Source organism: Mesorhizobium jarvisii, assembly GCF_003601985.1.
GTDB lineage: Bacteria > Pseudomonadota > Alphaproteobacteria > Rhizobiales > Rhizobiaceae > Mesorhizobium > Mesorhizobium jarvisii.
Window position 1 is genome coordinate 115977 of sequence record NZ_QZXA01000008.1, and the last position, 19849, is coordinate 135825.

At 63.7% G+C, this 19849-nt stretch carries 18 protein-coding genes; 10 read left to right on the plus strand and 8 right to left on the minus strand.

Annotated elements, in window-relative coordinates; all coding sequences use genetic code 11:
• The first annotated feature begins 131 nt into the window (after positions 1 to 131).
• The 8 genes from D3242_RS20935 to D3242_RS20970 all read left to right on the plus strand — a co-directional run bounded on the left by D3242_RS20935 (position 132) and on the right by D3242_RS20970 (position 9020).
• Positions 132 to 1442, plus strand: coding sequence for an ABC transporter substrate-binding protein (locus D3242_RS20935; protein WP_019862523.1), 1311 nt, complete (start codon positions 132 to 134; stop codon positions 1440 to 1442).
• A 123-nt stretch (positions 1443 to 1565) separates the two neighbouring features.
• Positions 1566 to 2438, plus strand: coding sequence for a carbohydrate ABC transporter permease (locus D3242_RS20940; RefSeq protein ID WP_027047618.1), 873 nt, complete (start codon positions 1566 to 1568; stop codon positions 2436 to 2438).
• Positions 2439 to 2449: 11 nt separating this feature from the next.
• Complete coding sequence (locus tag D3242_RS20945) at positions 2450 to 3274, plus strand: carbohydrate ABC transporter permease (protein ID WP_019862521.1); 825 nt, start codon at positions 2450 to 2452, stop codon at positions 3272 to 3274.
• A 62-nt stretch (positions 3275 to 3336) separates the two neighbouring features.
• The gene (locus D3242_RS20950) at positions 3337 to 4341 is read left to right on the plus strand and encodes an ABC transporter ATP-binding protein (protein ID WP_019862520.1); all 1005 of its coding nucleotides are present in this window, start codon (positions 3337 to 3339) and stop codon (positions 4339 to 4341) included.
• On the plus strand, positions 4338 to 5108 hold the full coding sequence (locus tag D3242_RS20955) for an L-iditol 2-dehydrogenase (RefSeq protein ID WP_064985234.1): 771 nt from the start codon (positions 4338 to 4340) through the stop codon (positions 5106 to 5108). Before D3242_RS20950 ends, D3242_RS20955 begins: the two co-directional genes overlap by 4 nt.
• A 151-nt stretch (positions 5109 to 5259) precedes the next feature.
• Entirely contained in the window at positions 5260 to 6738 is a 1479-nt protein-coding gene (locus D3242_RS20960; protein ID WP_064985236.1) for a mannitol dehydrogenase family protein, read from the plus strand.
• Positions 6739 to 6753: 15 nt separating this feature from the next.
• Entirely contained in the window at positions 6754 to 7437 is a 684-nt protein-coding gene (locus D3242_RS20965; RefSeq protein ID WP_064985238.1) for an HAD family hydrolase, read from the plus strand.
• A complete protein-coding gene (locus tag D3242_RS20970; RefSeq protein ID WP_064985239.1) occupies positions 7434 to 9020 on the plus strand; it encodes an FGGY-family carbohydrate kinase in 1587 nt (528 codons plus the stop codon). Before D3242_RS20965 ends, D3242_RS20970 begins: the two co-directional genes overlap by 4 nt.
• A gap of 8 nt (positions 9021 to 9028) precedes the next feature.
• On the opposite strand, the gene D3242_RS20975 is transcribed toward D3242_RS20970, so the two are convergent.
• The 6 genes from D3242_RS20975 to D3242_RS21000 all read right to left on the minus strand — a co-directional run bounded on the left by D3242_RS20975 (position 9029) and on the right by D3242_RS21000 (position 15416).
• The gene (locus tag D3242_RS20975) at positions 9029 to 10114 is read right to left on the minus strand and encodes an ABC transporter ATP-binding protein (protein ID WP_019862513.1); all 1086 of its coding nucleotides are present in this window, start codon (positions 10112 to 10114) and stop codon (positions 9029 to 9031) included.
• Between the two features lie 2 nt (positions 10115 to 10116).
• The gene (locus tag D3242_RS20980) at positions 10117 to 11163 is read right to left on the minus strand and encodes an NAD(P)-dependent alcohol dehydrogenase (protein WP_019862512.1); all 1047 of its coding nucleotides are present in this window, start codon (positions 11161 to 11163) and stop codon (positions 10117 to 10119) included.
• 15 nt (positions 11164 to 11178) lie between these two features.
• Entirely contained in the window at positions 11179 to 11991 is an 813-nt protein-coding gene (locus D3242_RS20985; RefSeq protein WP_064985241.1) for a carbohydrate ABC transporter permease, read from the minus strand.
• Positions 11988 to 12854, minus strand: coding sequence for a carbohydrate ABC transporter permease (locus D3242_RS20990; protein ID WP_027047616.1), 867 nt, complete (start codon positions 12852 to 12854; stop codon positions 11988 to 11990). Before D3242_RS20990 ends, D3242_RS20985 begins: the two co-directional genes overlap by 4 nt.
• Before the next feature lie 130 nt (positions 12855 to 12984).
• On the minus strand, positions 12985 to 14259 hold the full coding sequence (locus tag D3242_RS20995) for an ABC transporter substrate-binding protein (protein ID WP_027047615.1): 1275 nt from the start codon (positions 14257 to 14259) through the stop codon (positions 12985 to 12987).
• 239 nt (positions 14260 to 14498) lie between these two features.
• Complete coding sequence (locus D3242_RS21000) at positions 14499 to 15416, minus strand: AraC family transcriptional regulator (protein WP_064985415.1); 918 nt, start codon at positions 15414 to 15416, stop codon at positions 14499 to 14501.
• Positions 15417 to 15668: 252 nt separating this feature from the next.
• Between D3242_RS21000 and D3242_RS21005 the strand changes: the two genes are divergently transcribed.
• A complete protein-coding gene (locus D3242_RS21005) occupies positions 15669 to 17072 on the plus strand; it encodes an MATE family efflux transporter (RefSeq protein WP_064985242.1) in 1404 nt (467 codons plus the stop codon).
• A 54-nt stretch (positions 17073 to 17126) separates the two neighbouring features.
• Here the strand turns inward: D3242_RS21005 and D3242_RS21010 are convergent, their stop codons facing one another.
• Together D3242_RS21010 and D3242_RS21015 are read right to left on the minus strand one after the other, a co-directional pair.
• Positions 17127 to 17729 carry a sulfotransferase family protein gene (locus tag D3242_RS21010; protein WP_064985244.1) on the minus strand — a complete coding sequence of 201 codons (603 nt, stop codon included), beginning with the start codon at positions 17727 to 17729 and terminating at the stop codon, positions 17127 to 17129.
• A 183-nt stretch (positions 17730 to 17912) separates the two neighbouring features.
• The gene (locus D3242_RS21015; protein ID WP_064985246.1) at positions 17913 to 18776 is read right to left on the minus strand and encodes a dienelactone hydrolase family protein; all 864 of its coding nucleotides are present in this window, start codon (positions 18774 to 18776) and stop codon (positions 17913 to 17915) included.
• A 209-nt stretch (positions 18777 to 18985) separates the two neighbouring features.
• Here D3242_RS21015 and D3242_RS21020 point away from each other — a divergent pair, with 209 nt between their 5' ends.
• Positions 18986 to 19837, plus strand: coding sequence for an AraC family transcriptional regulator (locus tag D3242_RS21020; RefSeq protein ID WP_019862504.1), 852 nt, complete (start codon positions 18986 to 18988; stop codon positions 19835 to 19837).
• The last annotated feature ends 12 nt before the right edge of the window (positions 19838 to 19849 follow it).

Here is a 19849-nt window from a genome sequence, read left to right on the forward strand (position 1 = left end):
TGTCTTTGTCTGTCCATCGGCAGGTCCGGTGCTGCGCTGCAGCATCGAATCCGGCTTGACATAATTCACGGCAAGTGAGTAATTGCTCACAGCCAAGGCAAATGCTCATCTTGGTTCATGGGAGGAATTTGATGAAACTGCGTACGCTCACCCTGGGCTTGTTGTCGGCCAGCGCTCTCGCCTTTGCCGCACATGCCGAATCCATCACCATCGCCACGGTCAACAATGGCGATATGGTCCGCATGCAGAAGCTGACCGACGACTTCACCAAGGCCAACCCCGACATCCAGCTCAACTGGGTCACGCTTGAAGAGAACGTGCTGCGCGAGCGCGTCACCACCGACATCGCCACCAAGGGCGGCCAGTATGACGTGATGACCATCGGCACCTACGAGGTTCCGATCTGGGCCAAGCAGAGCTGGCTGCTGCCGCTCGACAAGCTCGGCGACGACTATGACGCCAAGGACATCATCCCGGCCATCGCCGGCGGTCTTTCGGTCGACGGCAAGCTCTATGCCGCGCCCTTCTATGGCGAAAGCTCCTTCGTCATGTACCGCAAGGACCTGATGGAGAAAGCCGGACTGAAGATGCCCGACGCGCCGACCTGGGATTTCATCAAGCAGGCCGCCGACAAGATGACCGACCGCGCCAATGGCGTGAACGGCGTGTGCCTGCGCGGCAAGGCCGGCTGGGGCGAGAACATGGCCTTCCTGACCGCCATGTCGAACTCCTTCGGCGCCCGCTGGTTCGACGAGAACTGGAAGCCGCAATTCGACCAGCCCGAGTGGAAGAAGACCTTGCAGTTCTATGTCGACCTGATGAAGGCCGACGGCCCCGAGGGCGCCTCTTCCAACGGCTTCAACGAGAACCTGGCGCTGTTCCAGCAGGGCAAGTGCGGCATGTGGATCGACGCCACCGTCGCGGCGTCCTTCGTCTCCGATCCCAAGGCATCCCAGGTCGCCGACAAGGTCGGTTATGCGCTGGCGCCCGACAATGGCCTCGGCAAGCGCGGCAACTGGCTGTGGGCGTGGTCATTGGCCATTCCGGCCGGCACCAAGAAGGCTGACGCGGCCGAGAAATTCGTCTCATGGGCGACCAGCAAGCACTACGCCGAACTCGTCGCTTCCAAGGAAGGCTGGGCCAACGTCCCTCCGGGCACGCGCTCCTCGCTCTACGCCAATGCCGAGTACCAGAAGGCGGCTCCGTTCGCCAAGATGACGCTGGACTCCATCAACGCCGCCGACCCGACGCATCCGACCGTCAAGCCGGTGCCCTATGTCGGCGTCCAGTTCGTCGCCATCCCTGAATTCCAGGGGCTTGGCACCACGGTCGGCCAGCTCTTCTCGGCGGCTCTTGCCGGCCAGTCGAGCGTCGACGATGCGCTGAAGCAGGCCCAGGACGCCGCCACCGCGGCGATGACCGAAGGCGGGTATATCAAGTAAGGCTCCTCCCGGTGCCGAATGCCGGTTGCCTCCTCGACCGGCAACGGCCGCCCGAGTTCCCAGCTCGGGCGGCCGCCTTCAACGCCTCTGAAAATTCAGTCTGACCATTGAAGGGTGACCGTCATGGCTACTCAGCAGACCCGTTCGCTTGCCCGTTTCATGATGGCACCATCCGTCGTGCTGCTGTTCGTCTGGATGATCGTGCCGCTGGTCATCACCATCTGGTTCTCCTTCCAGCAGTACAATCCGCTCAACCCGATCCGCGACGGGTTCGTCGGCTTCTCCAATTACGCGCTGTTCTATTCCAATCCGGCCTTCCTGCAGTCGATCCTCAACACCTTGATCCTGGTGATCAGCGTGCTGCTGATCACGGTGATCGGCGGCATCCTGCTGGCGCTGTTGATCGACCAGCCGATGTGGGGACAAGGCATCGTGCGCATCCTCGTCATCTCGCCGTTCTTCGTCATGCCGCCGGTGGCCGCACTAGTCTGGAAGAACATGATCATGCACCCGCAATACGGGGTGTTCGCCGACATAGCGCGCTTCTTCGGGGCGCAACCGATCGACTGGTTCGGGCAACATCCGATGACGGCGATCATCATCATCGTCGCCTGGCAGTGGCTACCTTTCGCGACGCTGATCCTGTTGACCGCGCTGCAGTCGCTTGACGGCGAGCAGAAGGAAGCCGCCGAAATGGACGGCGCCGGCTTCATCAGCCGCTTCATCTATCTGACGCTGCCGCACATGTCGCGCGCCATCACCGTCGTCATCCTCATCCAGACGATCTTCCTGCTCTCGGTCTATGCCGAGATCCTCGTCACAACCAATGGCGGCCCCGGCTACGCCTCCACCAACCTGCCCTTCCTCGTCTACCAGAAGGCGCTGCTGGAGTTCAAAATCGGCCAGGCATCCGCGGGCGGTGTGATCGCCGTCATTCTCGCCAACATCGTCGCCTTCTTCGCCATGCGCGCGGTCGGCAAGAACCTCGACAAGTAAGGGAGGACAAGATGGCCCGTGCAGTCACCACCCAGCACAAGACGATCGCGACGGTTGCGGCCTGGATCGTCGCCCTGCTGATCTTCTTCCCGATCCTCTACACCATCATCACCTCGTTCAAGTCGGAACAGGAGGCGATCCAGGGCTTCGCGCTGATCCCGTCGGGAACTTTCGAGAGCTATACCGAGGTTCAGGCGCAGAGCGGCTATTTCAAGTTCTTCTTCAACTCGGTGCTGCTCTCTGTCGGATCGACCGTCCTGGCCCTGTTGGTCGCCATTCCGGCGGCATGGTCGATGGCGTTCTCGCCGACCAAGCGGACCAAGGACATTCTGATGTGGATGCTGTCCACCAAGATGATGCCGGCGGTCGCGGTGCTGTTCCCGATCTACCTGATCTTCCGCGACACCGGCCTGCTCGACAGCCGCATCGGCCTGATGGTCATGCTGATGCTGATCAACCTGCCGATCGTGGTGTGGATGCTCTACACCTATTTCCGCGAGATCCCGGGCGAGATCCTGGAAGCGGCGCGCATGGACGGCGCCTCGCTGTGGAACGAGATCATCTATGTGCTGACCCCGATGGCGGTGCCCGGCATCGCCTCGACCATGCTCTTGAACATCATCCTGGCCTGGAACGAGGCGTTCTGGACGATCCGGCTCACCACCACGGAAGCAGCGCCGCTGACCGCCTTCATCAGTTCGTTCTCCAGCCCGCAAGGCCTGTTCTGGGCCAAGCTTTCGGCGGCCTCGACGCTGGCGATCGCGCCGATACTGATCATGGGCTGGTTCAGCCAGAAGCAGCTGGTGCGCGGCCTGACCTTCGGCGCCGTGAAGTAAGTAAGCCGTGACCTAACGTGACGCTCAAGAACGTCGGACAATAACCCCTCGGGGAGGAAACCATGGGAAACATCACGCTCAAGAACGTCTCCAAATCGTTCGGGTCGACGGTCATCATTCCAGGCATTGACCTGGTGATCGAGAATGGCGAGTTCGTCGTCTTCGTCGGCCCGTCGGGTTGCGGCAAGTCCACGCTGCTGCGGCTGATCGCCGGGCTGGAGGACACCAGCGGCGGCACCATCAACATCGACGGCCGCGACGTCACCGGCGAGGCGCCGGCCAAGCGCAAGCTCGCCATGGTGTTCCAGTCCTACGCGCTCTACCCGCATATGACGGTGGCCAAGAACATTGCCTTCCCGCTGAAGATGGCGGGCGAGGACCAGGCGACCATCGACCGGAAGGTGAAGGACGCGGCGCGCGTCTTGAACCTCACCAACTATCTCGAACGCCGGCCCGGCCAGCTCTCCGGCGGCCAGCGCCAGCGCGTCGCCATCGGCCGCGCCATCGTGCGCCAGCCCTCGGCCTTCCTGTTCGACGAGCCGCTGTCCAATCTCGACGCAGCCCTTCGCGGCACGATGCGGCTGGAGATCAGCGAGCTGCACCACCAGCTCAAGACGACCATGATCTACGTCACCCATGACCAGGTCGAGGCCATGACCATGGCCGACAAGATTGTGGTGCTGAACGCCGGCAATATCGAGCAGGTCGGCTCGCCGATGGAGCTCTACAAGACGCCGCGCAATCTGTTCGTCGCCGGCTTCATCGGCTCGCCGAAGATGAACCTGGTGGAAGGCGCGCCGGCGGCCAAATATGGCGCCAAGACCATCGGCATCCGCCCCGAGCATATGCAGATTTCGACCACGGCGGGCGAATGGAAGGCCACTGTCGGCGTAGCCGAGCACCTTGGCTCCGACACCTTCCTGCATGTCCAGGCCGACGGCGTCGGCCCGCTGACGGTGCGTGCCGACGGCGAACTGGCCGTGCATCATGGCGATACCATCTATCTCACGCCCGACAAGGCCAAGCTCCATCGCTTCGGCCCCGACGGCAAGGCGATGGCGACGTGAGGCTGAAAGGCAAATCGGCGCTGATCACGGGATCGGCGCGTGGCATCGGCAAGGCCTTCGCCGAAGCCTATGCGCGCGAAGGCGCTATCGTTGCCATTGCCGACATCAATCTCGAGGCCGCGCAAAAGACGGCGGCAGAGATCGGCGACAATGCCTATGCGGTCAAACTCGATGTCACGGATCAGGCCTCCATCGACGCCGCGGTGAAGGCAGTGGAAACGAGGACCGGCGGCCTCGACATATTGATCAACAACGCCGCTCTGTTCGATCTGGCGCCGATCGTCGAGATTTCGCGGGCGAGCTATGAAAAACTGTTCTCCGTCAATGTCGCCGGCACGCTGTTCATGCTGCAGGCGGCGGCCCGCTCGATGATCGCGCGGGGCAAGGGCGGCAGGATCATCAATATGGCGAGCCAGGCCGGACGGCGCGGCGAGCCGCTGGTCGGCGTCTATTGCGCGACCAAGGCCGCCGTCATTTCGCTGACCCAGTCGGCCGGGCTCGACCTGATCAAGCACCGCATCAACGTCAACGGCATCGCGCCCGGGGTCGTGGACAGCGACATGTGGGATCAGGTCGATGCTCTGTTCGCCAAATACGAAAACCGGCCGAAGGGCGAGAAGAAGCGGCTTGTCGGCGAAGGGGTGCCTTATGGCCGCATGGGCAAACCGGAGGACCTCGCCGGCATGGCCGTCTTCCTGGCCAGCGATGAAGCCGAGTACATCGTCGCCCAGACCTACAATGTTGATGGCGGCCAGTGGATGAGTTGAGGGGGGCGGCCTCTGCTTCTCGTCCCTCCGCGAGGAGCAGAGGCTCACATTACAGGCCGCATCGGCCTCGCAAGGCATGTGTCGTCCCTTTCCCGACAGGACGGAGAGAGGCGGAGTAACGAGGCCGAAGCCCGGCCAAAGGGTAAAACAGATGACCGTGAAACTCTCGTCTTCAAACCTCTCCAGCCTGCCCGGCAATGTTGCCGTTCCTAAATATGATCGCTCGAAGCTCAAGGCCGGCATCGTGCATTTCGGCGTCGGCAATTTCCACCGCTCGCACCAGGCGGTCTATCTCGACGATCTGTTCAATTCAGGTGTCGGCCATGACTGGGCGCTGGTCGGGGCCGGCGTCTTCGAGGGCGAGAAGATCGGTCGCGGCAAGCTCGAAGAGCAGGACTGGCTGACCACGGTGGTCGAGCAGGATGAGGGCCATATGAGCGCCCGCGTCACCGGCGCCATGATCGATTTCCTGATGCCCGGCGATGCGGCGGGCATCATCGAGCGGCTGGCCGATCCGGCGATCAAGATCGTTTCGCTGACCATCACCGAAGGCGGCTATTTCATCGACCCGGCGTCGGGCGTCTTCAACCCGGCCCATCCGGATATCGTCGCCGACGCGCAGCCGGGCGCGACACCGAAAACCGTGTTCGGCATCATCCTGGCAGGACTGCTGCGCCGGCGTGACGAAGGCACCGTGCCGTTTACCGTGATGTCCTGCGACAACATCCCTCACAATGGCCACGTCACCTCGGACGGCGTCATTGGTCTGGCGCGGCTGATCGACGAGGATCTCGCCAACTGGGTCAGCAGCAACGTCGCCTTTCCAAACGGCATGGTGGACCGCATCACGCCGGCCACCACCGACCGCGAGCGCGGCATCCTGGCCAAGGACTTCGGCGTCGAGGACGCTTGGCCAGTGTTCTGCGAACCGTTCCGGCAATGGGTGCTGGAAGACCGCTTTACCGATGGCCGGCCGCCGCTGGAAAAGGTCGGCGTGCAATTCGTCAAAGACGTCGCGCCCTACGAATTGATGAAGATCCGCATTCTCAATGGCGGCCACGCCACGATCGCCTATCCGGCCGGGCTGATGGACATTCATTTCGTCCATGAGGCGATGCAGGAGCCGCTGGTGCGCGGCTTTCTCGACAAGCTCGAGCACGACGAGATCATCCCGACGGTGCCGCCGGTGCCGGACACGGTGCTGGAGGACTATTACCAGCTCATCGAGAAGCGCTTTTCCAATCCCAAGATCGGCGACACCATCCGCCGGCTCTGCCTCGACGGCTCCAACCGCCAGCCGAAATTCATCATCCCGACCATCGCCGACCGCCTGAAGGCCGGAAAGAGCGTTGCCGGGCTGGCGCTGGAATCGGCGCTGTGGTGCCGCTACTGTTTCGGCACATCAGACAGCGGCGCCGTCATCGAACCCAACGACCCGAGCTGGGACCGGCTGCAAGCGACGGCAAAGGCAGCAAAGGAGGCGCCGGCCGCCTGGCTCGCCATGGAGGACATCTATGGCGATGTCGGCCGCGCCACGGCGTTCGTCGAGGCCTTCGGCCACGCGCTCAACGTGTTGTGGGCCAATGGCGCCCGCGCCACGCTGACCCGCTACATCGCCGGCAAGCTCTGAGAGCTATCAACCATCATGGCGCCTGAACTGGTCATCTTCGACTGCGATGGCGTTCTGGTCGACAGCGAGGCGCTCTCCGTCTCGGCGCTGCTCGGCATGATCGAACGTGCCGGCGGCTCTGTCAGTGAGGACGCCGCTTACGAGCATTTCCTCGGCAAGAGCATGAAAAGCGTGCGCGAGATCCTTGCCCGCGACTTCGGCCTGGAGATCAACGATCAGCATCTGACCGCCATGCGTGTGGACCTGATGAGAAGATTCCGCGAGGAGCTCAAGCCCATCCCCGGCGTCAAGGAGATGTTGCCGAAGCTCGGCCTGCCGTTCTGCGTCGCCTCTTCGGGCACGCTGGAGCGCATCCGCTACGCGCTCGACGTCACCGGACTGCTCGGGCTGATGGAGCCGCATCTGTTCAGCGCAGCCATGGTCGCCAAGGGAAAGCCGGCGCCCGACCTTTTCCTGCACGCCGCCGCCAGCATGCGGGCGCATCCGCGCAAATGCCTCGTTATCGAGGACAGTCCGGCCGGCGTCGCGGCGGCGCGTGCGGCCGGCATGCGCGTCCTTGCCTTCACCGGCGGCGCTCATGCCTGCAACCCCGCTTTGAAAGCGCGGCTTGCGTCGAGTGAACCGGACTTTATATTCGCTGACATGCTGCAATTGCCCGATCTGATTGCAGGCCTGGGAGCGAGAGTTAGAGCATCTTGACGAAACAGTTTGTTTGCGCGGTCGATGTCGGCACCGGGAGCGCTCGCGCGGGCATTCTCGACGCCCGTGGTATCTTGCTCGGCCGTGCCGATCGGCCGATCGCCATGAACCAGCCGAAGCCCGATCATGCCGAGCATGATTCGCGCGACATCTGGTCGGCGGTCTGCGCCGCCGTGCGTGCCGCCCGCGAAAAAGCCGGCGTCGCGGCGCAAGACATTGTCGGCATCTCGTTCGACGCGACCTGTTCGCTGGTGGTGCGCGACCGGCAAGGCGATCAGCTCAGCGTTTCGACCACCGGCGAGAAGCGCTGGGATACCATCGTCTGGCTCGACCACCGCGCCATTGCCGAAGCCGACGAATGCACGGCGAGCAGCCACGAGGTGCTCAACTATATTGGCGGCGTCATGTCGCCGGAGATGGCGACGCCGAAGCTGATGTGGCTGAAGCGCAACCTGCCCAAGACATGGAATGAAGCCGGCTATCTATTCGACCTGGCCGATTTCCTGACCTGGCAGGCGAGCGGCTCGCTGGCTCGTTCGCAATGTACGCTGACGGCGAAGTGGACCTATCTCGCGCATGAGGAAAGCGCCTGGCAGCGCGATTTCTTCGAGATTGTCGGCCTTGACGACCTTTTCGAGCACGGCAATCTGCCGGAGCGGGCCAGTCCGGTCGGCGCCGACATTGGTCCGCTGACGGCGCAAGCGGCGGCGGAGCTCGGCCTGAGCGAAAACTGCCGGGTCGGCGCCGGTGTCATCGACGCCTATGCCGGCGCGCTTGGCGTGCTCGGCGGCTTTGCCGGCGACGATCAGGATATCGGCCGGCATCTGGCGCTGATCGCCGGCACGTCGAGCTGCGTCATGGCGATGTCGCCCGATCCGCAGCCTTTCGCCGGGGTCTGGGGCCCTTACTATGGTGCTGCGCTGCCGAAGCTGTGGCTGTCGGAAGGCGGCCAGTCGGCCACCGGCGCGCTGCTCGACCACATTATCCGCTGGCACGGCGCCGGCGGCGAGCCGGACGCCGCCATGCACGCCAAGATCGCCAGGCGGGTCGCCGAACTGCGCGCCGCCGAGGGCGACAACCTCGCCGCGCGCCTGCATGTGCTGCCGGATTTTCATGGCAACCGCTCGCCGCTCGCCGACCCGCATGCCGTCGGCGTCGTCAGCGGGCTGACGCTGGATTCCTCTTTCGACAGTCTTTGCAAGCTCTACTGGCGCACCGCCGTCGGCATCGCGCTCGGCGTGCGCCATGTGCTGGAGGCGCTGAACGAGAATGGCTATCTGATCGACACGCTGCATGTCACCGGCGGCCACACCAAGAACCCGCTGCTGATGGAGCTCTACGCCGACGCCACCGGCTGCACGGTGGTCGAGCCGCTGGCCGACGAGGCGGTGCTGCTCGGCACCGGCATGGTTGCCGCCACCGCCGCCGGGCTTTTTCCCGACCTCAACGCCGCCTGCCTTGCCATGCAGCAAGGCGGCAAGAGGCGGGCCGCCAACCCGGCAGCCGGCGCCCGCTTCGACCGCGACTACCGGATTTTCCTGGAGATGCACCGCCAACGCCAGGCGCTCGACGCCATCCGGTAGGCTTTTGCCTACTGCTTGCGCAGCGACGCGCCTGATGTCGCGTCGAACAAATGGATGGCCTCTTCCTCGAATGTGTAGCGGACAGGGGCATTCAGCGCCGGGCATTCGCGTGCCGGAACCAGCGCGCTAATCTCCTTGCCGCCGGAGCCGAATGTCACCAGCGCGTCATTGCCGTGGAATTCGATGAGATCGGCCGTGCCTTGCAATATGCCGGCGGCGCCGGCATTCGCCGTCTTCAGGTCCGGCGGCCGGATGCCCAGCACGGCGCGGTCGCCATGCTGCAGATGGAAACCCCGGCCCTCGATCGAAAGCACCGTTCCCGCGCCGGTCAACGTCCAGTCATTGCCCGAGCGGCCGACCGTCACCTCGACGAAGTTCATGTTCGGCGTACCGATGAAACCAGCCACGAACATGTTGGCCGGGCGCAGGTAGATTTCCGCCGGTGCGCCGATCTGCTCGATGACCCCCTCTTTCAGCAGCACGATGCGATCGGCCAGCGTCATCGCCTCCAGCTGGTCATGGGTGACGTAGACGGTGGTGGTCTTCAGCGACTGGTGCAGGCGCGCGATCTCGACACGCATATGGTTGCGCAATTTGGCGTCGAGATTGGAAAGCGGCTCGTCGAACAGGAAGACTTTCGGCGTCTTGATCATCGCACGGGCAATGGCGACGCGCTGCTGCTGGCCGCCGGAAAGCTCGGCCGGCTTGCGGCCGAGATAGGGCTCCAGCCCGAGCGTCCTCGACACCGCGTCGACCCGCTTGCGGATCTCGGCCACCGGCACCTTCTGGCGCCGCAGGCCGAAGGCGATGTTGTCGAAGATCGTCATATGCGGATAGAGCGCGTAGTTCTGGAACACCATGGCGATGCCGCGGTCGCCCGGATCGAGATCGTTGACCACCTTGCCGCCGATCGAGACCTCGCCGCCGCTGATGTCCTCCAGCCCCGCCAGCATGCGCAGCAAGGTCGACTTGCCGCAGCCGGACGGGCCGAGGAACACGACGAATTCGTGTTCCTCGATCGAGAGGTTGAGGTCGCGGATGACAGTGGTGGCGCCATAGGCCTTGTCGACATGGGAGCAAACGATCGCGGACATGGTCAGCCCTTCTCGCCGGTGAGCAGGATCTGCAGCTTGACGTCTTCCGGATTGCCTTGGGCAGCGCGCTCGAACGCCTCGATGCTGTCTGAGAAATCATAGGTGCCGGTGATCAGCGGCTTGAGGTCGACCTTGCCGGAGGCGATCAGTTGCAAGGCGCGGTCGAAAATGTTGGCGTAGCGGAACACCGTCTCGATGCGGACCTCCTTCGAGATCGCCGCCGGCACGTTGAGGGCAACCGGCTCCACCGGCAGGCCGACCAGCACCACCGCGCCGCCCGGCCGCACGACATCGAACAGATCGGCGAAGGCCTTCGGGCTGCCGCTGGCTTCGAAGACGATGTCGGCACCCCAATTGTCGGTCGCGGCGGCTACCGCGTCGGCCAGCGAGCGCTCGCCGATATTGACCGGCACGATGCCGGCATATTGCGCGGCGATCTTCAGCTTGGGCGCGGAAAAATCGGAGATCAGCACCTTTGAACAGCCGCCGGCCAGGGCGGCAAGCGCGATCATGATGCCGATCGGGCCGCAGCCGACGACGACGGCGACATCGCCCGGAACGATGCGGGCACGGCTTGCCGCCTGCATGCCGATGGCGAAGGGCTCGACCATCGCGCCCTCGGCGAAAGAGACGTTGTCCGGCAGTTTGTAGGTGAAGGCGGCGGGATGCACCGCATAGGGCGCGAGCACGCCATGCACCGGCGGCGTCGCCCAGAAACTGACGTCGGGATCGACATTGTAGATGCCGAGCTTTGTCGCGCGCGACGACAAGTTCGGCACGCCCGGCTCCATGCAGACGCGGTCGCCGACCTTGAACGTCTCGACATTGGCGCCGGTCTCGACGACCGTTCCCGCGGCTTCGTGGCCGAGCACCATCGGCGCGCGCACGACATAGCTGCCGATGGCGCCATGGGTGTAATAGTGCACGTCGCTGCCGCAGACGCCTACGGTGTGGATGGCGATCTTGACGTCGTCCGGCCCGACATCGAGCGGCAGCGCGATCTCGCGCAACGACAGTTCGCCTTTTTTCTCAAGCACCAGTGCCCGCATCGGGAAATCCTCACATCAAGTCTTTTTTTGCCGGAAAACGGAATTCAGGAAGCCGCTGAGCACGCCGAGGAACAGCAGCGGCGGCAGCGACAGGAGCACGACCGAGGCGTTGAGAATCCCCCATGGCACGTTCATGCCTTGCTGGGAGAGTTCCGAGGCGACGATCGGCAAGGTCTTGGCGTTGGAGCTGGACAGCATCAGCGCGATCAGGAATTCGTTCCAGACCAGCACGAAGCTGAAGGCGACCGCCCCTGCCAGGGAGCGGGCGGCCACGGGCAGCGCGATGCGCCAGAACACCGAATAGGCGCCGTAGCCGTCGACGAAGGCGGCTTCCTCGATGTCTTTCGGCACGCTCTGGAAGGCGGGGATGGCGAGCCACATGATCACCGAGATGGTGAGCAACGAATAGGTGATGATCAGCGCCGGCAAAGTATCGTAGAGGCCGACCTGCAGCCAGATCACCATCAGCGGGATGGCGACCGCCACCGGCGGCAGGAAGCGCAGCGACAGCACGAAGAACTGGATGTCGCCGGCCCAGCGGTTGGGATAGCGCGCCACCGCGTAAGCCGCCGGCAGGCCGAGCACGATGCCGATCAGCACGGCCGAGCCGCAGGCGACGACCGAGTTGTAGAGCCCGGTGAGCACGCTGTCGCGGCCGAGGATGTAGCCGATGTTGGCCCATGTCGGCGTGAACACCAGGCGCGGCACGCGGGTAATGATGTCGACATTGTTCTTCAGCGCATTGAGCGCCGTCCACAGCAGCGGAAACACGGCCAGGAATCCAGCCAGCGCCAATATGGCCTTGCCGATCAGGCGACCCGGTCTCATGCCTGCACCCGCTTCCACAGCATGGTGAAGGTGATGACGGTGGCGATCATCATCAGCACGGCCATGGCCGAGGCGTATGAGACCTTGCCGGACTCGATGAAGCCTTGCGAGAAGGCGTACATGTCGAGCGTCTCGGTGGCCACGCCCGGTCCGCCGCGGGTCATCACATAGATCAGGTCGAAGGAGCGCAGCGATTCGATCATCTTGACGAACATCAGGCTGATCAACGGCGCCTTCAGCATCGGCAAGGTGACATAGGCGTGGATCTGCCAGCGTTTGGCATGGTCGAGCCGCGCCGCCTCGATCGGCTGCGGCGGCAAGGTTTCGAGCAGTTTCAGCACGATGACGGCGAAGAACAGCCCCCATTGCCAGACATCGACCGAAGCGACGGCGAACAAGGCCGTCGCCGGCTTGGACAGCGGGTCGAAGATTAGCCCACCGGTCAGTAGCCTATAGGGATAGGTGGCGATGCCGTAGAGAGGGTGATAGGCGAACTTCCAGACGAAGGCCGCCGAGACGCGCGGCAACAGCACCGGGATGATGAAGAGCAGGCAGTAGATATTGCGTAGGCGTGGGCTGGCGACCTCGAACATCAGCACGCCGAGGCCGATCGCCACCACCATGGTCGCGACAACAGTGACGATCTCCCACTTCACCGACACCCAGACCGCGTTGAGGAAGCGGCGGTCGAGGAAGAGGTCGACGAAGTTAGACAGCCAGACCCAGGAATAATCGGGTGTGCTCAACTCGCGATTCTGCAAGGCGATGACGATGGCGTAGAGCGTCGGCACCATCGACAGCACCAGAAGGATGGCAATGGTCGGAACGACGAAGGTGACAGGGAGCGACGTGCGTCGGGCCATTGGCATCTATCCTCGCTTGCGTCTCGATCGTGTCGGCATGATTTCCTCGTTGGGCAAATTCCCCGTGGCGCGCAGGTCCCGGCGTTGCGGACAATGCCGCGGACCGCGTGCCACGGGCGGGAGGATGGCCCTACTTCTTCTTCGCCAGCTCGTTGGCATAGGCGTCGAGTTCGTTGAGGCCGCCCTTGATGTCGGTCCGGGTGCCGGTCACCAGTTCCTCGAGGATGATGCCCCAGCGGTCGCCGAGATCGGGCCAGCGCGGATCCTGCCAGAAGTTGACCGCGGTGACCTTGCCGGTTTCGGCCAGCGCCTGGCCGAGATCGGCGCCGTAGATGTCGGCGAACTCCTTGCTGGACAGGATGCTGGTGCGGTTCAACTCGCCGAACTGGTGGGCGTCGAGCCGGCGCTTCTCGTTTTCCTTCGATGTCGCCCAGGCGATGAACAGGCCGGCGCATTTCTTCGAAGCGTCATCGGCATTGGCCTTCGCCGCGATGGCAAGGCCATGGCCGTAACCGCCGCCGGGCAGCGGCGAGGGCGGCGGCAGGAAGCCGATCTTGCCGACCACCTGCGAGGTCTTCGGGTCCACCGCCATGCCCGACAGCGGCGTCGATTCGACGAGGATGGCGACCTGGCCCGACAGGAAGGCGCCGGTCGATTCGTCCCAGCTGCCGGTCTGCGTGCCGGGTGCCGAATCCTTGAACAGCTTCAGATAGGTTTCGGTCGCCTTGACGGCGGCGTCCGAATTGAAGACCGGCTTGTCGCCATCGAACCACTGGCCGCCATAGGCCTTGAAGAACGGCATCCAGCGCCAGACATTGGCGCCCGAGCCGCGCGCGCCGCGCAGCGCGATGCCATACATGCCCTTGTCCGGGTTGGTGAGCTTCGGCACGTCGGCGATCAGCTCGTCCAGCGTCTTGGGTGGCTGGATGCCGGCGGCCTCGAGCACGTCCTTGCGGTAGACCATCAGGTCGCCGCCGCCGGTCAGCGGCGCGAACCAGACCTTGCCGTCAAAGGTGGCGACCTTCTGGCGGCCGGGATCGAAGTCGGCATAGTCATAGTCAGCCGGATAATAATCGGTCAGCGGCACGATCCATTTCGACGAGGCAAACAATGCGACATTGGCTTCGTCGACATAGTAGACGTTGTAATTGCCGACGGTGGACGCATCGGCGCGCGATTTCGCCCGGCGGTCGTTTTCGTTCAGATAGTCGATCTGGAAGCCGGCGCCGGCAAGCTTCTCGAACTCGGCCTTGGAGTCCTCCAGAAGCGTCAGGCCGTCGCGCGGCTGCGCCAGCACCTTGACCGGCGCCGAGCAGACCGGCGCCTGTGCCAGCGCGATGGTTGATACGGTAGCGGAAAGCATGAAAGCTGCGCCCAAGCCCGCAGCGAGCCGAATTGGTTTCATTGATTTTCTCCTCCAGGAACATTCGCAGGAAGCGCAAGTCCTCGGGCTTCGCGATCCTCACCATCGCCCGAACGACAAGCCACCCATCGCCAAAATGCGGAGTTCAACCGGGCCAAGCTAGAAGCCCCGTTGCAGCAAACCTGTACTTTTATGCATTGTGCAGCGCAAAATACGGCGCCCTGCAACGAAGTCCGTCACATGAGTATCGATCGCGTGAAAGCCGCTGATTTAGGCCGTGCTTATGCGCGCATCGTCAGCCGCTGCCGCGACAGCTTGCGATAGGAGGACGGCGTCATCTTGTGCTTGCGCAGGAAGGCGCGGTTGAAGTTGGAGATGTTCATGTAGCCGACCTGGAAACAGATGTCGGTGATCGCGACATCGGTGTCGGCCAACAGCTTGCAGGCCTGCCAGAGCCGGAGCTTGGCGAGGTGGTCGCTGAAGGAGTTGCCGGTGTTCTTCTGGAAGAAGCGCGAGAATGTGCTCTCGCTCATCCCGGCGCGTTCGGCAACGTCCGGCAGCTTCAGATCCTCGGCGAAATGCTGGAACAGATAGGTCAGGGTGCGCTGGATGATGTCGAGCGAGGCGGCGTCGAGGAGCGGCGAGAAATCCGGCGACGACAAAAGCTCGTATTCGTCGGTCCTGGCCAGCAGGTCGACCAGTTCGAGGAACAGGCAGAGGCGCGCGAGCCCATGCACGGTTCCCATCCGCTCCATCAGCTCGGCGCCTTCCAGCGCCGTGCGGCCGTGGAAGACCATGCCGCGCAGCGACCGCTCCAGGAACGGCTCCAGTTCGCGCAGTTCCGGCAGCAGGCCCACCGAGCCGCGCAGCCTCTGCGCATCGAATTGCAGGACGATGTCGCGGCCTTCGATCAACTCGCCCGGCTGCACCGCCGTCACCCAGTCATGCGGCAGGCCGCCGCCGACAATGGTCAGGTAGCCCGGCCCGAACTCGCCGATGTGATCGCCGACCAGGACCACGCCGGAGGATTTGCGCAGCAGATGGATTTCGTATTCCGGATGGAAGTTCCAGACATTGCGCTCCCAGGGATAGTCATCGAGCCGCCACAGGAAACTGTCGCTCGCCTCGGTCACGATGTGCTCGAAAGCGGGCGCCGTGCGCGGAATCGCGGCCGTGTTTTTTCGCTGCCTGAACGCCATCCGTTCCTCCCGGCGGGTTCGCTGGCTGCCGGTCTCCACGACAATCCGTAGCAGCCAGCGGCCGGCAAGGGAACGAGGCTACGGTAGCCCCTGGAATGGCGCTGGCTCAATCGGTGCCCGCTCCTCCTCCCTTGCCATCATGTCGCATTTCGTTCAATAGACGGCGCAAACGCCGCGAAACCGAAGGTTTTGCCGTTTGCAATGCGGCTTCCGGCCTATGCCGATGCGCCGCAACCTTGAAAGAGCGGAACAATGTCTGCGATCGAAGCCGGCGCTCGCGCGCCGGAAAATCTTTGGCGTCAGGAAATCAGGGCGACGCTGGCGCTGGCCTGGCCGATGGTGCTGACCAATCTCGGCCAGACCGCGATGACGGCCACCGACGTCATGATGATGGGCAGGCTCGGGCCGGACACGCTGGCCAGCGGCGCGCTTGGCGCCAACCTCTATTTCATGCCGCTGATCTTCGGCCTCGGCCTGATGCTGGCGACCTCCCCGATGATCGCCACCGAGCTCGGCCGCCGCCGCTATTCGGTGCGCGATTTGCGCCGCACCGTGCGCCAGGGCCTGTGGCTGGCGATCCTGATCTCGATCCCGATCTGGATCGTGCTCTGGCACGGTGAGGCGATCCTGCTGGCGATGGGGCAGGAACCCGCGCTGGCGCACCAGGCCGGCATCTATTTGCGCTGGCTGGAATGGGCGGTGCTGCCTTTCTACGGCTATATCGTGCTGCGCTCGTTCATCTCGGCGCTGGAGCGGCCGGGCTGGGCGCTGATCATCGTCTTCGTCGCCGTCGCCTGCAACGCGCTGTTCAACTGGGTGTTCATGTTCGGCAATCTCGGCTTTCCGGCGATGGGCATTGCCGGCTCGGGCCTCGCCACCTCGCTGTCCAGCATGCTGATGTTCATGGGCATGGCTCTCGTGGTGATGCTGGAGAAGAGGTTCCGGCGCTACCGCCTGTTCGGCCGCTTCTGGCGGTCCGACTGGCCGCGCTTCAAGGGCCTGCTGCGGCTCGGCCTGCCGATTGCCGGCATCCTCGCCTTCGAGGTGACGATCTTCAACGCGGCGGCCCTGTTGATGGGCCTGATCGACGCGGATTCGCTGGCCGCGCACGCCATCGCCATCCAGATCGCCTCGATCTCCTTCATGGTGCCGCTCGGCCTCAACCAGGCGGTGACGGTTCGCGTCGGGCTTGCGCATGGCGCCGGCAATCCGGAGGGCGTGTCGCGTGCCGGCTGGACCGCGTTCGTCATCGGCGTCTCGTTCATGGCGCTGATGGGGCTGGTGATGGTGCTGTGGCCGCATCTCTTGATCAGCGCCTTCATCGACCTCGCCAACCCGGCCAATGCCAGGGTGATCGCGCTTGCCGTGTCGTTCCTGGTGTTTGCCGCACTGTTCCAGGTCTTCGACGGCGCGCAGGCGGTGGCCGCCGGCATGCTGCGCGGCCTGCACGACACCAAGGTGCCGATGATCTATGCCGCGATCGGCTATTGGGGCTTCGGCCTGCCGCTCGGCGTGCTGCTCGCCTTCCATTTCGGCTTCCACGGCGTCGGCATCTGGATCGGCCTGTCGTCGGGGCTGGCGGTGGTGGCGGCGCTGCTCCTGGCGCGCTGGCTGCGGCGGGATCGGTTGGCACCGCCGCTGGCGTTCGGGCATTGAACCAGACGGCCGGTGGCCGCCAGCGGTCATCAACACTTGCAGATGTGGGGCAAGCTAGTTCTGTCCGAGAGCCGACCGGAAGTCCTTGGTGTTGTTGCGATTGGGGTACGACCGGTCCGGCACCGGCACACCGAGATGGAGGCAAAGCGGCTCCCATCCGTCTCCCAGATTGTGGACCAGCAGCCTGCCCGGTGGCACTGTCGCAATGACTGCCCTTACATTGGCTTCGTAAACGGCGATGGCATTAGCGCGATCATGCGCCCGGCCGCCGAAGACCTGCCTGGAGATCAAGGCAAGACCGAGCGATTCCTGATCCGTACTCTGGTTGATGCCTGCCAGGATCGTCTCCTCGAAGCTTGCCCACCAGCTTTCCGGCGAGCGATATGTCAGAATGACCCGTGCGTCCGGATAGAAGTCGATCAGCTCACGCCAATAGTGCGCCGAGGGCCAGTCGACGCAGGATGCATAGCCGGCAAACAGCTGATTCCATTCTGGCGCCGCGCCCTGGGCCAGAGCGCGCCAAAGCCGTTTCTGGTCTTCATTGGCCATGACTTCATACATGTGGTGACACGGGCCGAAGCCAAGGATCGTCAGCGCCTCGCGCATCGAATCCGTTCCTGTCCGGCCAAAGCCCGTTCCGATCACCCTTATCACCACAGTTCCCCGATTCAGGTCCGCTGCTGTCAGATCAAATCGCTTGCGAGCAGCACCCGCAGGCGGTTTCCCTCAGGATCGGTGGTCAGCGCTGGAAGATTAGCCGTGAATAATATTCCTGTCTTGCACATAATTCGGGCCGCGTAGCCCCGTAGCCCGGTGACAGTCAGGTTGATCCGATGTCGCCTATTGCTTCAGCACGGCGAGGAAGTCGGGCACGTCCTTGAGCGCTGCTGCACGGGCTGCCGGATTCAGTCCGGCATGGGCCACGCCGTCGCCATTGGCGGTATAGGCCAGCCCATGCAGTTCGTGGAGCTTTTGCGCCTCATTGTCGAAATCATGATAGGCGCCGGGATACAGGATAAGCTTGACGCTGTCGGGATTGGCGTCGGCCAGCGCCTTACACGGCGCGGCCGGTGTCCAGTCGTCCGCCTCGCCCATCACAATCAGCAGAGGCACACGGGTCGCCCAATCGCCTTTTTCGGCCGGAGCCCTGCAGCCGGGATAGAAGGCAACCGCCGCGCGGAAGTCTGGAGAACCAGCCTCCGGTCGGTCCTTCGGCCGGACCGTGTAAAGAACGGTCGAGCCGCCATTCGACCAGCCGAGCAAGGCGATGGCGGCAGGCTTCACATAGGCCAGCGTCTGCAGATAGCGGCGGGCGGCATTGGCATCCTCCACGCGCTCGCGGTAGGGTTCGACCTCGCGGTCGCCGTTCTTGCATTGCGGTCCAAGGTCGCGCGAGCCGAAACTGTCCGGAAAGATCACGACATAGCCGAGAGCGGCCAGGCGCCGGCCCCAATCGGCATGGCGCGGGCTGAGCTCCGCCCCGTTCTTACTGCTCCATAGGCCACTGCAGCCATGCATGGCCACGACCGCCGGAAATGGCCCTTGCCCTTGCGGCTTGAACAGCATTGCGTCCAGCGTCGCCGGCTCGTTCTTGCCGTCGGCCGGTATGCTTATGCGATCGGGTGCCTGGTCGGCGGCCGCGGCCGGCTGTATCATCCAAAAGGCAAACAGGCCCGCGAGAGCGACACGATATTTCGCCTGCATCGCCAACGCCCCTCCCTCCCGAAAGCCGTTGCGCTCACATTGGGGCGCGGCGCGGCTTACCGCAAATCACGGTTGCGTGGTGAAGATAGGGAAACCGACGAGGCCAAAATGGCAAGATCGGTCGAGCGCGACATATCTGGGAGCGTCTATCTGGTGCTGCCACGGAGGAAGAGACGGTGAAGGCGTCCGTTGAAAAATATCATGCCCGGATGCAGCGGGTGCTGGACCATATAGACCAGCATCTGGACGACGATCTGGGCCTGGAAGCGTTGAGCGGCGTCGCGGCGTTCTCGAAATTCCATTTCCACCGGCAGTTCATGGCCACCTTCGGGCTGTCCGTGCATCGCTATGTCCAACTCGCCCGCATGAAGCGCGCTTCGCACAGGCTTGCCGCGAGCGACGCCCAAAGCGTCACCGATATAGCGATGGATGCCGGTTACGACGCACCGGATGCCTTCGCCCGCGCCTTTCGGCAACGGTTCGGACAGTCGCCTTCGTCGTTTCGGAAATCTCCCGACTGGGGGGCGTGGCTCATGGCCTTCGGGCCTTTCGACAAAGCAAGGAACACGCTCATGCAGATAATCTTCGAACCCGACGACGTGACGATCCGCGATGTGCCGCCCACACCGGTGGCGATCATGGAGCATCGCGGAGACCGGGCGACACTCCAGGACACCATCCAGCGGTTCATCGCCTGGCGCAAGGCGGCGGGCTTGTCGCCCGAGACAAGCCCGACCTTCAACGTCTTCCGTTCCGAAAGGGAGCCCGCAATCGCGGCAGACTACAGCATGGACATTTGTGTTGGGACCGATCAGCCGATCGATGAGAATGACGGGCAGATGAAGGCCGGCGTGATCCCCGGCGGACGCTGCGCGGTGCTGCGCTACCCCGGCAACACCAACAATCTCGAACCCGCGGCACTCTACCTCTATCGGGAATGGCTTCCGGCCAGCGGCGAGGACGTGCGCGACTTTCCAGTCTATTGCCAGCGCCGGCTGTCCCGCCTCGCGGAAGGGCCACTGCACGAAGTGGTCGTCGAGCTCTTCCTGCCTCTGAAATAGCCCTTGGGGCGG